Below are 12,505 nucleotides of genomic sequence, written 5' to 3'. Positions count from 1 at the left end.
AGAATTAATTCTGAAAATCTTCGAAAAAAGAGGGTTGCTTAAAATGGCAATTATCGGCCTCCCATGCTGTTGTAGTTAGATTTTTTAAAAGTTACGGATTCCTTTTCTATCCTTGTACAGGTCATGCTCATATTGTTTTTTTCTTTTCTCTTGTCCTGCATCTCCATTTCCATAAGGAGGACATCGCCATCCTGCAGCCATTCCGGGTTAAAATTTTCGGGTAAATTGTTTTGCCGGTTCTGGAACATTCCTTTAAAGCCTATTCCCGCTTCGTCTGTCACGTAAAACCGGATGAGGTAATCTTCATTTTCCCCCTGATAGCCCTGGCAGTCAAAGCCTAAAATTGTTTTGTTGCCAATCGCTTTTATTTCCATATCATCGTAAAAGTCCTCATTATCTTCGGGAGTTTCTTCTATGTCGAACCTGGAGGCCATCAGGTACTTATTTTCACCGGAAGTCATGAATATTACACTTAAATCGTTCTCATTGTCTATTACTATAAACATTTCTCCCTGCTGCTGCATCTTGATTCCAAAGTAAGGGGCGCCTTCTTTAAGGTGGTAAAGCATGTCCATTTCTCCACTGCCGGAGTTGATGTGCATATTATAAGTCCAGGTAAAATCGTAGGCTGCCGGTACTTCGTCAGGGCTTACGCGTTCGGCTCCCATGAAATTACCGTCACTCAGTTTCTTTTCCCACATCGAGTTCAGACTTTTATTGGTCTCGTCTGCTGCTTTGTCTGATACATTATCAATAGCAGCATTCTCCACTTTCTCCTGGACTTTGTTCTTTAGTTTTTTTAAGAACTGTGCTTCTGTAGTATTGCTGATCATAAATACTGCCAGGAATAAAATCAATAATTTTCTCATGATGTTTTCTTTTTGTAGTTATACGTTGATTAATATGGTTTGTAGGGTAGGATAAATGTAGAAGGGAATATTCTGAAACTTACCTAAGGATTGTTTTACCTCATAAGATCAGATTCTCCTTTTTTTTTGAATTTGTGAGGAAGGCGAACCGCTGAAGAGATTTTTGGCTTCTCAGGATTGGGAATGAGATTTTTTTCCATTGCTGTGTATTTATTGTTTTACAATTCAAAAATAAATACAGACGTGGGGAAAAGCCCTGAGGGAGGGGTTGCCTGTTTAATTAGGTTCAGACTTAAAAGATTGAACCTTTAACAGTAAAGTGTGTGGTTAAAAAAATAGGATGTTTATTAAGTTTTACCTATTCTTTAAATCACAGTAATAAATATAGGGAATAAAAACAAGAAGTCAAAAGGGAGTGATTGAATTTCAATCTGTTAAGCAGATAATTATTTGATTCTTTCTGCAACCTTTTCCAGTTCCATATACCAGTCTTCGCCAAATTTCCGGATCAGGGCTTCTTTTACAAACTTATAAACGGGAACCTGCAGTTCTGCTCCCAGGCTGCAGGCATCATCACAAATTTGCCATCGGTGGTAATTTACGGCAGAAAATTCTGAGTAATCCTGAACACGAACAGGGTATAAATGGCAGGAGACGGGTTTTTTCCATTCGATTTCTCCCTGATTGTAGGCTTCTTCAATTCCGCAAAGGGCAGTTCCCTTATCATCAAAAGTGACATAAGCACAGTCTGCACCGTCTATTAAGGGTGTCTCAATTTCACCATTTTCAGTGGTAATTGAAGTCCCTTGCTTTTCTATAGCTTCAATTCCCTTTTTCCGAAGAAAAGGCTTTATTTTTGGATAGATTTCTTCCAAAATTTTCGCTTCCTCTTCTTCTACCGGTGCGCCGGCATCCCCGTCTATACAACAGGCTCCTTTACAAGCTGAAAGGTTACAGACAAAATCATTTTTAATGATTTCTTCTGATACTATGGTTTTTCCTAATTGAAACATAGTGCAAATATAAATTTATAAGCTTTTTTAAGTCCAAACTTCGGGTGAAATTTTATAAAAAGTTTCATTTTATAACCGATGGAATTCTCTGAATTAAAGACTAATTTTGCACGAAATTAGCGATATGACAGAAATAATCACTCTAATAAAAGAAACTATAAATCTTAGAGAGATTTTTACAGCGAGCATGGTGCTTTTTGCAGTTATTGATATTATAGGAAGTATTCCTATAATTATTGATTTAAGAAGGAAAGCTGGTCATGTTGAGAGTGAAAAGGCGGCTATCGTGGCGGGAATCTTGATGATCCTGTTTCTGTTTGTTGGAAAAGAAATTTTAAACCTTATAGGAATTGATGTTAATTCTTTTGCTGTGGCTGGCGCCTTTATCTTGTTTTTTATTGCCTTGGAAATGATATTGGGTATTTCTCTGTACAAGGATGATGCTCATGAAACAGCTTCTATTGTTCCACTTGCCTTTCCATTAATTGCAGGTGCGGGTACAATGACTTCTATTCTCTCCTTAAGGGCTGAATATGAAACGGTAAATATTATTGTTGCTATCATTATGAATATTATATTTGTATATGCTGTTCTGAAATCTTCGGGTAAAATCGAGAGAATTCTGGGGCAGCAGGGTATTAATGTAATTAGAAAAATATTTGGGGTGATCCTGCTGGCAATAGCAGTGAAACTTTTTGCCACAAATATCCAAAGTTTATTTCAATGAAATTTTTTATTTATTCTGTCATAATTTTGGCTGTTATCCTAATAGGATATCATGTAAGAATTCTTGATTTTGATAATCTTCTAAAAGGTGAGAGTGCTAACGCGACGGCAGCTATTCTTGCCAGTTTCTGTGTAGTCCTATTAATGGCTATCCTCCTGGTTTCGAGAAAAATTTCCAGAAAGGATTCTTGAAGCGATGGAGTTTGATGTTCTTGTAATAGGGGGCGGTGCTGCCGGTATGTCTTGTGCGCTGGTCTTGGGTTCTGCCCTCGATAAGCCTTTTGCAGAAAGTAAAAGAGTAGGTATTATTATGCACCAAAAAGCCAGCGACCTGCAATCTGCACTTTTTAATAATGCACTAGGTGTACCTCCTGGAACTTCAGGGCAATCTATTCTAAAAAGTGGCCTTGAGCAAATTGAGGAAAGATATCCTCGAGTTGAACGTATTGGGAAAGAAAAAGTGAAGGAAATTCTTCCTCTTGAAGTTGGTTTTCAGGTCATCTCGAATAAAAACACCTATGTTTCGCAAAAAGTAGTGGTGGCAGTTGGATACTCTAACCTGGTAAAAATAAAAGGACTCGAAAAATATATGATTCCTCATAAAAAAGCAAAAGCATCCAAAAACAGGATTCAGCTTATTAATGAAGATCATGTGGTTTTTCCTGGACTGTACGTTGCCGGTACTTTGGCGGGCTGGAGGAGCCAATATGCTATAGCATGCGGCAGTGGGGCGGCTGTTGCAACAGATATTCTAACAGAGTGGAATGAAGGGGAGCATATTAAAGTGCATGATAAGTTAACCAGAGAGGAGAGAGATTAGAACAATAAAAAGTGAGAGTAACGTTAAGATGATAAATGAGCGATGTAATTTTCGGAAGATTAAAGCTCTTTTTAATTGGCGTTTAAAATCTTTGTCCGAGTTGGTATGTAGATGTTCCCTAATGATTTTTAAAGATACATTAGAAGAAGTCACTAATATCTCCTTTTGAAGAAAAAGTAATGCGCTATTGTCCAATAAGCGAAAACTCACCGCTATAATAAAGAAGAAAAGAGGCGAAAACGTTAGGCAAACTTCTAAAAAATCATCTGGAGCATTCACAGTTCCAAATTAGGTTTTTTCCTTCGACAATTGAATTACTTTCTCGATTATTCGATCACCTTCGTTTTTTATCCGTTCAAATGCGTTAGTCCCGAAAAGTTGCTGAGCCATTACAGCTCTTAAATATTGCTTTAGCAGTGGCTTAAATTCTTTCACCTGGATGTTAATTCCTGGGCTTTGATCTCTACCATATCTAAGGAACTCTCTAATTACCTGATCATTAATAATCTCCTGCTTCTCAAACTCTTCCTGGCTAATGGAGTTGTAATAATCCCGATCCTGCTCCATGAGATCAAAGATAAACCTGCCCATAAATCCTCCGTTAAGAAGCAGCATATACTGTTCTTTTTCTGCTTCCAAATCTTTTGGAACAAAAACATCGGGAATTATTCCGCCGCCGCCATACACTATTTTTCCACCCGGAGTTTTATAACGAAGAGAGTCCTCGACATGAATACTGTCGGCACTTTGTAATTCGCCATTTCTGTACCTCCGCATGTAGTCGTTGTAATAGGTTTTATTATCTTCTCCATAAGGCTTTTGAATGGAGCGTCCTGTAGGTGTATAGTATCGTGCAATGGTAAGTCTAACTGCACTTCCATCTCCCAGCTCCATTTCCCGTTGCACGAGTCCCTTTCCATAAGAGCGCCGCCCCACAATAGTACCAATGTCATTATCCTGTAAAGCACCTGCTACGACTTCACTGGCAGAAGCAGAACCTTCATTTATTAGGACATATACTTTTCCGTTTTCAAAATCCCCCTCGCGCTGTGCAAAGGTTTTCTCAACAGAACCACTCTTATTTTTTGTAAAAAGAATGAGCTTATCATCTTTTAAAAATTCATCAGCAATATTAATAGCTTCAGAAAGGTAACCACCCGGATTATTCCGAAGATCAAGGACAATTTCTTTTGCTCCCTGCTTTTTTAGTTCTTCCAGCGCATCATCAAATTCTTCGTAAGTGGTTTCAGAAAAGCGATTGACTTTTACATAGCCTAGCTTATCTGTTAACATGTATGCTGCATCCACGCTTTTTAAAGGAACTTTTCCACGATTGATTTTAAAGTTCAACAGATTTTCTTCCCCTCTCCGAAAAACTTTAAGGTTTACTTTGCTGCCTTCTTCGCCTTTTAGTTGGCCAATAATAGAGTCTGTGCTTATATTTTTTCCAAAAAGACGGGTTCCATCAGCATAGAGGATACGATCACCACCGCGAATTCCGGTCTTTTCACTTGGACCACCTTCAAGCGGCTGGATAACGACAATCGTGTCGCCAACTGTGTGAAAACTTACTCCAATTCCCACAAAGTCGCCTTTCATGCTCTCACTTACATGGTCGTATTCCTTACTGGGGATGTAAACTGAATGGGGGTCAAGATTCTCAAGAATTTTATTTACAGTAATATCTACAATGCTATCAGTATTCACATCGTCCACATACTCATAATCGATATAATCAATTAGCCGACTGAGTTTCTGCTTTTTAGGATTGCCGGAAAAAAGAGTGTCTGAGGTGGTAAAATTAAGCTTGGCACCAAGGAGAATTCCCAGGGCGCAGGCGATCCCCAAAAGTAGTGGGATATATATTTTATTACTGTTTTTCAATTATCTAAATCTGTTATCTGCTCAAGTTTAACTCCGGCTTTCCTTAAAAACTCAAGTCCGGAATTGTCCTTGTAATCAATGTTATACACTAATCGCGTAATTCCTGCCTGGTGTATAAGTTTGCTACATTCCTTACAAGGGGACATTGTTATATAAAGTGTTGCCCCAAGGCAGGACTGTGTAGAGGAAGCCACTTTTAAAATAGCATTTGCTTCTGCATGCAATACGTACCACTTGGTGTATCCTTCATCGTCTTCACAAGGATTTTCAAAACCACTGGGAGTACCATTATAACCATCAGAGATTATCATTCTGTCCTTCACAATAAGCGCGCCAACCTGTTTTCTTTCACAATGGGATAGCTTCCCCCATTCCCTTGCGATGCGTAAATATGCTTTGTCGTATTTTAATTGTTTTGTCTTCTGCATAAGTAAAAGTGCAATTTAATTGTTAGAAGCTAAGTCCTTGTAGATGAATAAGTACGAATAAAACTGAATATCTTTCAGGAATGCTAAAATATTAAATAGCTGCAAAACTGTCTCGAAGAATCGGTAAAATAATGCCAAGTATTATAGAGGATGTAACTAATATCCAGTCCCGCCTGGAAACATGAAGGACATTTTGAAGAAGGAAACCTGCTATCATTACTATAAGTACAACGCTTACTTGTGCTGTTTCGATTCCCAAAGCAAATTCCAACAGCGGCAGGAATTTACTTTCCCCAGAGGCTGTAACCATTTTAAAGTAAGAGGAAAAACCCAGGCCGTGAATAAGACCAAAAAACAGGGTAGTAAAGTGCAGCAGGTTTAAGTTATTCTTTTTTTCATTCTTTCCTGCATTTAAAATATTAAAGAGAGCTGTTGAAAGAATGGTAAGGGGGATAAGAAGTTCCACCCAATCCTGATCTACTTTAACTATCTCGTATACAGACAGAAACAAGGCCAGAGTGTGTCCTATGGTGAAAAGGGTGACGAGCCAAAGAATTTTTTTCCAGCTGATAAATCCGTACCCTACTACAAGCACAATTAGGAAAAGCATATGATCGTATGCCTGCCAGTCAAGAACATGCTCAAGGCCGAGGTTAAAATAAAGCCAAAATTGCGACATACTAGTTAATTAACAAAGATTCGAAAGTACGACATATTCATAAACATGCAAAGTTTTTTAGGCGCAGAGGCCTTTAACCGGAGGGTGCTCATTTTATAGCATTACTGAAATATTTCTGAATAAAGCTTTAGTATTTGGGATGACTACATTACTTTTGGAACTCTATTTAAATTAAGTCTAAATAAACTAAGAGGTAATTCAGATTTCGCCAGCACCTCTTAAGATTGAACTATCCTATAATGAAGAAAAAAAGGAAATACACTTTCAGGAAGTTTATGAACGACGTTCATCTATGGCTGGGCCTGGGTAGCGGAATTGTACTTTTTCTAGTTTGTTTTAGCGGAACCATGTTGGTTTTTGAAAAAGAAATTAAAGCACTATTTGCGGAAGATCTTAAAATTAAAAACAAAGAAGAAATTATTGAGATAGGAGATCTTGTTGAAAACTTGAAATCTAGAGGTGAAGTATTAGGGGTGAGTATTAGTAATAAAGAGACAGATCCTTATGAATTTAGAGTAAAGACTTCTCCTGAAGACAGGCGGGGAACCATTTTCTTTGTTGATCCACATACTGGCGATACTTTAAAAGCTCCGGAATCTTCTCTGGACGGCTTTTTTATGAGCATGTTCCGCCTGCACCGTTGGTTGTTACTGGATACCGCTATTGGTCGTCCTATTGTAGGCGTTGCCACCATTATTTTTTTCTTTCTTGCGGTTAGCGGAATTATAATATGGTTTCCAAAAAAGTGGAAATGGAGAAATTTTAAGCCCGGCTTTAAAATAAAGTTTTCAGCAAAATGGAAGAGGATCAATCATGATCTTCATAACACACTCGGCTTCTACTCCTGCATTTTTCTTGTTGTTATGATTCTTACAGGGCTTTGCTGGTCTTTTGAGTGGTATCGGGATGCCGGTAGCCAGGTGCTTGGAACAAAAGTTTTTGGTAATCGCGGCAGCCCCGGGATAGAATCACAACTTGATTTTGATCCGTCCGAGGAGTTAACTGTAGCAGAAATCTATAAAGTAGCGTCAAAAGAACTGAATTACAATGGAATTACAAGTATTTCATTGCCCTCTTCAAAAAAAGGAGTGTTTCAGATTAGAAAATATGATGAAAGTAATTGGTCGCCGGTAGTTTCAGATCAATTGGTGCTGGATAGAAATGGAGAAATGCTTCAAAAGGAAATATTTAAAGAGAAACCTCTTAATGTACAGGTAGCATCATTAATAAAACCTCTGCATACGGGCGAAATCTTCGGAATGTTCTCAAAAGTTTTATATTTCATTTCCTGTCTTATCGCCACTAGTTTGCCGGTTACGGGAACCATTATCTGGCTTAATAAGATGAAGAAAAAGAAAGTTTCTTCTAAGTAAAAAAGGAGGATGCCTAAAAATGCCAATTATCGACCTATAGTTTTACGACTATCTCCGGTTGCGCTCTTTTGCAGCTCCCGAAATACTTTATAGATCCTGGCCGGTTTTAGTCAGCCTCCTAACTCAATGTATTGTCTTCTAAAAAAAGACAATTAAAATTACAATGTCATCTCGCCAGACGCAAGAGCTTCGTCAATATCTGCTTTTACAGTAGTGAAGTTTCTAAAGAATTTACGCCCGTCCACGCGTTTGATTTCTACTTGCCGTGTTCCATCCTTTTTTGTCTTTACCGCGGTGATTTTTACGCGATCGCCTTCAACACTGCTATAATTAGCGATACCGCCACTTTTAATTATGAAATTTGGACGCGGAAAATGAATGTGCTTAAAGCCATATGCCTCAGCTTCATTTATTTTTAAAATTGTGCCGACTTCAATGTTTTCCTGATTCATTTCCTGCGACTGCATTTGAAAGCCAAAAAATAAGAATAGTGTAAAAATTAGTAGGTTCTTCATAACATAATTATTTAATAGTTAAAAAATGGACTTAATTTTCTTAAATATACATTTATGGAGATAAATATAGAGAATATTAATTCTCAAAAATTTCTTAATGATCTGGGGACTAGGAGCTAAGGCTGATGATCTTGAAGATGCCTGTTATTACTGGGTTTACAGCCGGAAGTCATGAAAATTCTGAACATTCTAAGTTAGAGTGTTTCACGAAATTACCTTAAAATCATACAATTTATAATATCATTAGATGAAGCAGCAGGAGTAGAAGTGTGTTTTTTTACGTTTGTGCTGATATATTTTTTAAAAATTGCCAGGAAACGTTCTTCAGAGTTTATGGAGAAACATATTAGTTTTGTGGCGCCGGAGGTTTTAACGGTTTAAACAAACAACATAAAAAAGCTGAAATTGGATTCTGGCTTTTAAAAGAGTTTTGGGAAAACGGAATCTAAAAGAACTAATTCCGAAGCTATTTGAGCACGGTTTCACTGCGCTAAACCTAAATCGTATAGAGAAGGTTTCGTAGTAAGCGAAAATATGAAGTGTAAAAGCGCACTGGATAAAATAAACTTCCGGTACGAAGGAACCATGAGGGAAAGCGAAATTAGAAATGATGAAAAAATTAATGTTGATTTTTGTTCGATTTTAAGAAAGGAATGGCAACAGCAAAAACACATTGTAGTAACGCATTGCTTAAATAGGAGATAGTGTAAGAGTGAAAATTCTTATCTTCATCAACGAAACAATTCTAAGCGGACAAATTTGTTTTCCTATTCCGCCAAATTGTAATTTGATCGTAAGAGTTGTAGAATATTAATCCTTAAACTGACCAAAGAATTATGAAAAAGCTAACCTTGAATGATGGAAATAAAATACCAGTAATAGGGTTTGGAACCTACAAAGCTACAGCGCAGGAAGGAATAGAATCAGTTAAAGCTGCCATTTCCAGTGGTTATTCGCTAATCGATACGGCAGCAGCTTACCAAAATGAAGAAGCTGTTGGAAAGGGAATTAAAGCCAGCGGAGCTTCAAGACAGGATCTTTTTATAACCTCCAAATTGTGGCGCGAGAATTTAGGTTATGACTCTACAAAAAAGGAACTCGAAAATTCCCTGAAAAGACTTGATCTGGAATACCTGGATTTATACTTAATCCACTGGCCTGCTAACGCAAAAAATTACGATAATTGGCAAAAAACCAATGCTGATACGTGGAGAGCGATGGAAGAACTACAAGCTGAAGGAAAAATAAAATCTATTGGTGTAAGCAACTTTTTTGAAGAACATTTAGACACGTTATTCCACACAGCGAATGTCATTCCCTCGATTAATCAAATAGAATTTCATCCCGGATATTGGCAACAGGGATTAGTAGCATACTGCAAAAGACAAAACATAGTAGTAGAGTCCTGGTCTCCTTTGGCAAGGGGAAAAGTTTTCGGAAATGAAGTATTGGAAGACATCGCCAAAAATCACAAAAAATCTGTTGCCCAGGTTTGTCTGAAATGGATAATTCAGCACGAAGTAATAGTTATTCCGAAGTCAAGTTCACCCCAAAGAATAGAAGAAAACATAAATCTGTTCGATTTTGAATTGTCTAAAACAGATATGGAACAAATAAATAACCTTCCTGAAATGGGTTTCAGTGGAGAATTGCCTAATATCTGGCCCGATAGAATTTAAGGAAAAATGTGTTTTAAGATACTCCCTAAGTTAGGACCTGGCCTCCCTCACCTGGGAAATCCTGCGGACTTTTTTGTTTATTCTGAGGAAGGCTATAATTCAACTTTAGCACATAAAAACAGGATTAATAAATTAATGGCTGAAGGAGCTTGAGATCAACTAACGATAAAGAAACCACTGTTCATCTGCCGAAAATTACTATTTTTAAGCATCAACTAAATTTTACAATATTTCTGGCACAACTTCAGCATTTCAGCAAATCCCGTTCTATATATCGAAAATTGCCATTTTTGAACATGCACCTCATTTTAAAACACTTTCCCCTAGATAACAGCTTATGAAAAAATTATTCCTCTGCCTTTTTACATGTTTCCTGGGAAGCATTTACTCCGCATCTTCTCAAAATGTCTATTTGTTATACGATAACGCTGTTCCCCAGGCAGAATATGCCGCCAAAATGCTGGAAAAAGCCCTTTTAGAGCAGGAGTATTCAGTTTTGGAGGAACAAACGGGTTATGATTATCTAATTAGCATAGCAGTAAATGCTGTTAATCTTGGCAGTGAGGCATATTCCATTATTCCGGAAGGAAAAATCATCACAATTTATGGAGGCGACCCCAGAGGGATGATCTACGGCAGCCTTTCGGTTGCTGAAAGTGTACGAAACGGCACTTCACTTCAGAATATTAAAAAGAGCAGCGAAAGTCCGCACAATGCGCTGCGGGCAATAAAGCATAACACTCCGTGGTATACCTACCGGCCAAGTTCTGCCCTGGATTTGCATTATGAGACCGTTCGCGATGTGAAATACTGGGAAGCTTTCCTGGATATGATGGCTAAAAATCGCTTTAATTCACTTTCCTTATGGAACCTTCATCCGTTTGTATATATGATCAAACCGAAGAACTTTCCGGAAGCGAGTCCGTTTAGTGATAAAGAAATGGAAGAATGGAAACATTTACACCAGGAAATCTTCCGAATGGCAGATGAACGTGCGATCGATACTTATATCATTCCGTTTAACATCTTTGTAAGTCCGGAATTTTCCGAAGCTTATAACGTGGCCCGGGAAAACGTTTACCCAAATTATTACGTTCCGGGCGACACTTCAGAAATTGTGAAGCGCTACACACGGGAAAGTATCACCCAGGTATTCCAGGAATATCCCACACTTACCGGAATTGGCCTTACACTTGGAGAAGGAATGGCAGGAATGACGCCACAGCAACGCGAAGACTGGATCTATGAAACTTATATTGAAGGGATGCGCCAGGTGGGTCGGGACCTAAAACTTGTACATCGAATTCCCTTTTCAAGTACTTCAGAATCTTTGGGAAAAACCAGTGTGGAGTTAGAGCAATTAACACGGAATGCCATAGAAAGAGAGGCTAGCCTGGATTTTATAGAAGGACCCATCTGGGCAGATTTAAAGTACAACTGGTCCCATGCACATTCCACTCCGCAGCTGGTAAAAGTACACGGTGGTGAGATGTTCGACACCTTTTATAATCCCGAACCCGAAGGATACAAGGTCACCTACACGGCCCGGAATGAAGATTTTTTTGCTTTACGCTGGGGAGTTCCCGATTTTATTCGGGAGCATATCGCCCTAAATAGTCAAAGCTATATCGGCGGATATTTTATAGGATCTGAAACCTATATTCCTGCGAAAGATTATTTTACAGCCATAGATGCGCCGGTAGATTGGAATTATGCTTTTGAACGGCAATGGCTGTTTTACAAGCTTTGGGGAAGGCTGTTGTATAATCCCAAAACTCCCGATGATATTTTCCAGGCCGAATTTAACGAGCGCTATGGCAGCCAGGGAGACAACCTCCTGGAGGCTTATTCCCTTGCTTCGGCTACACAATTGCGCCTTGCCTCCCTCTACGATTCGCGATGGGATTTCACCCTTTACGGCGAAGGTTTTATGGCTCTTATTGGTGACAACACGCAGTACATTTCCGTAGATCAATTGATAAATCATCCTACTCTGGATCCTGATTATGTATCTGTCGGCGATTATGTGGAAAGACGCGCTTCCGGGGATTCTTTTAAAGACGATGAAATCACTCCGCCTGTTCTGATTGATATGCTGGAGGCAGACACCCAGAAAGCTTTAAGTTTAGTTGAAGATATTAATACCGAAAATAATGCCTCGCTGATGTATGAAGTTGCAGATATTAAAACCTGGTCGTATTTAGGACTGCATCTTGCTGAAAAACTGAAAGGAGCTGTAGCGCTACAAACTTATAGGATTAAAGGCGGAGCAGAAGACAAGCAAAATGCCGTAAACCATCTGGAAAAAGCATTGGATTACTGGGATAAGGTAATTGAAATCACCCGCCCGATTTACAAGGACATGCCATTAACCCACTATAACGGAAGCAGTCACGACAGGAATGAAGATAATCTTTTCCACTGGGCGCTTATACGGCCTGAAGTTGCACAGGATATTGAAATTGCAAAAAATGCGACGGTTAGTGAAAGCAACTAAAGTGATACTTTGAAAAAAAATG

At 38.5% G+C, this 12,505-nt stretch carries 12 protein-coding genes; 6 read left to right on the top strand and 6 right to left on the bottom strand.

Translation table 11 applies throughout. From position 1 onward, the window contains the following. Positions 1-50: 50 nt before the first annotated feature. On the bottom strand, positions 51-869 hold the full coding sequence (locus RM545_RS10600; protein WP_311495249.1) for a DUF4412 domain-containing protein: 819 nt from the start codon (positions 867-869) through the stop codon (positions 51-53). Positions 870-1,315: 446 nt separating this feature from the next. Continuing rightward, positions 1,316-1,882 carry a DUF3109 family protein gene (locus tag RM545_RS10595; RefSeq protein WP_311495248.1) on the bottom strand — a complete coding sequence of 189 codons (567 nt, stop codon included), beginning with the start codon at positions 1,880-1,882 and terminating at the stop codon, positions 1,316-1,318. 124 nt (positions 1,883-2,006) lie between these two features. On the opposite strand from RM545_RS10595, the gene RM545_RS10590 reads away from it, so the two are divergent. Genes RM545_RS10590 through RM545_RS10580 form a run of 3 tightly spaced genes read left to right on the top strand, consistent with a single transcriptional unit; the run spans position 2,007 to position 3,428 of the window. Next, positions 2,007-2,609 carry a MarC family protein gene (locus RM545_RS10590; RefSeq protein ID WP_311495247.1) on the top strand — a complete coding sequence of 201 codons (603 nt, stop codon included), beginning with the start codon at positions 2,007-2,009 and terminating at the stop codon, positions 2,607-2,609. Beyond that, on the top strand, positions 2,606-2,800 hold the full coding sequence (locus RM545_RS10585; RefSeq protein WP_311495246.1) for a hypothetical protein: 195 nt from the start codon (positions 2,606-2,608) through the stop codon (positions 2,798-2,800). The genes RM545_RS10590 and RM545_RS10585 overlap by 4 nt, the downstream gene beginning before the upstream one ends. A gap of 4 nt (positions 2,801-2,804) precedes the next feature. Beyond that, a complete protein-coding gene (locus RM545_RS10580) occupies positions 2,805-3,428 on the top strand; it encodes an FAD-dependent oxidoreductase (protein WP_311495245.1) in 624 nt (207 codons plus the stop codon). A gap of 288 nt (positions 3,429-3,716) precedes the next feature. Here RM545_RS10580 and RM545_RS10575 read toward each other — a convergent pair whose 3' ends face one another. The 3 genes from RM545_RS10575 to RM545_RS10565 all read right to left on the bottom strand — a co-directional run bounded on the left by RM545_RS10575 (position 3,717) and on the right by RM545_RS10565 (position 6,419). Then, positions 3,717-5,312 carry a S41 family peptidase gene (locus tag RM545_RS10575; protein WP_311495244.1) on the bottom strand — a complete coding sequence of 532 codons (1,596 nt, stop codon included), beginning with the start codon at positions 5,310-5,312 and terminating at the stop codon, positions 3,717-3,719. Next, a complete protein-coding gene (locus tag RM545_RS10570) occupies positions 5,309-5,740 on the bottom strand; it encodes a deoxycytidylate deaminase (RefSeq protein WP_311495243.1) in 432 nt (143 codons plus the stop codon). Before RM545_RS10570 ends, RM545_RS10575 begins: the two co-directional genes overlap by 4 nt. A 91-nt stretch (positions 5,741-5,831) precedes the next feature. Further along, positions 5,832-6,419, bottom strand: coding sequence for a HupE/UreJ family protein (locus tag RM545_RS10565; protein WP_311495242.1), 588 nt, complete (start codon positions 6,417-6,419; stop codon positions 5,832-5,834). Between the two features lie 239 nt (positions 6,420-6,658). Between RM545_RS10565 and RM545_RS10560 the strand changes: the two genes are divergently transcribed. Continuing rightward, positions 6,659-7,792 carry a PepSY-associated TM helix domain-containing protein gene (locus tag RM545_RS10560; RefSeq protein ID WP_311495241.1) on the top strand — a complete coding sequence of 378 codons (1,134 nt, stop codon included), beginning with the start codon at positions 6,659-6,661 and terminating at the stop codon, positions 7,790-7,792. A gap of 158 nt (positions 7,793-7,950) precedes the next feature. Here RM545_RS10560 and RM545_RS10555 read toward each other — a convergent pair whose 3' ends face one another. Continuing rightward, positions 7,951-8,307, bottom strand: coding sequence for a hypothetical protein (locus RM545_RS10555; protein WP_311495240.1), 357 nt, complete (start codon positions 8,305-8,307; stop codon positions 7,951-7,953). 836 nt (positions 8,308-9,143) lie between these two features. Here RM545_RS10555 and RM545_RS10550 point away from each other — a divergent pair. Both RM545_RS10550 and RM545_RS10545 read left to right on the top strand, forming a co-directional pair. Beyond that, positions 9,144-9,986 (top strand): aldo/keto reductase, encoded by an 843-nt coding sequence (locus tag RM545_RS10550; protein ID WP_311495239.1) that lies wholly within the window; start codon positions 9,144-9,146, stop codon positions 9,984-9,986. 337 nt (positions 9,987-10,323) lie between these two features. Then, positions 10,324-12,483, top strand: coding sequence for a glycoside hydrolase family 20 zincin-like fold domain-containing protein (locus tag RM545_RS10545; protein WP_311495238.1), 2,160 nt, complete (start codon positions 10,324-10,326; stop codon positions 12,481-12,483). Positions 12,484-12,505: the final 22 nt, after the last annotated feature.

This window comes from Autumnicola lenta, assembly GCF_031846515.1.
GTDB lineage: Bacteria > Bacteroidota > Bacteroidia > Flavobacteriales > Flavobacteriaceae > Autumnicola > Autumnicola lenta.
Note: the sequence above shows the minus strand (reverse complement) of the source record. Positions and strands in the feature narration are given on the sequence as shown.

Excerpts from the sequence above, each read along its gene's own strand:
- RM545_RS10600 (WP_311495249.1), bottom strand. The coding sequence starts at position 869 with ATGAGAAAATTATTGATTTTATTCCTGGCAGTATTTATGATCAGCAAT.
- RM545_RS10595 (WP_311495248.1), bottom strand. The coding sequence starts at position 1,882 with ATGTTTCAATTAGGAAAAACCATAGTATCAGAAGAAATCATTAAAAAT.
- RM545_RS10590 (WP_311495247.1), top strand. The coding sequence starts at position 2,007 with ATGACAGAAATAATCACTCTAATAAAAGAAACTATAAATCTTAGAGAG.
- RM545_RS10585 (WP_311495246.1), top strand. The coding sequence starts at position 2,606 with ATGAAATTTTTTATTTATTCTGTCATAATTTTGGCTGTTATCCTAATA.
- RM545_RS10580 (WP_311495245.1), top strand. The coding sequence starts at position 2,805 with ATGGAGTTTGATGTTCTTGTAATAGGGGGCGGTGCTGCCGGTATGTCT.
- RM545_RS10570 (WP_311495243.1), bottom strand. The coding sequence starts at position 5,740 with ATGCAGAAGACAAAACAATTAAAATACGACAAAGCATATTTACGCATC.
- RM545_RS10565 (WP_311495242.1), bottom strand. The coding sequence starts at position 6,419 with ATGTCGCAATTTTGGCTTTATTTTAACCTCGGCCTTGAGCATGTTCTT.
- RM545_RS10560 (WP_311495241.1), top strand. The coding sequence starts at position 6,659 with ATGAAGAAAAAAAGGAAATACACTTTCAGGAAGTTTATGAACGACGTT.
- RM545_RS10555 (WP_311495240.1), bottom strand. The coding sequence starts at position 8,307 with ATGAAGAACCTACTAATTTTTACACTATTCTTATTTTTTGGCTTTCAA.
- RM545_RS10550 (WP_311495239.1), top strand. The coding sequence starts at position 9,144 with ATGAAAAAGCTAACCTTGAATGATGGAAATAAAATACCAGTAATAGGG.
- RM545_RS10545 (WP_311495238.1), top strand. The coding sequence starts at position 10,324 with ATGAAAAAATTATTCCTCTGCCTTTTTACATGTTTCCTGGGAAGCATT.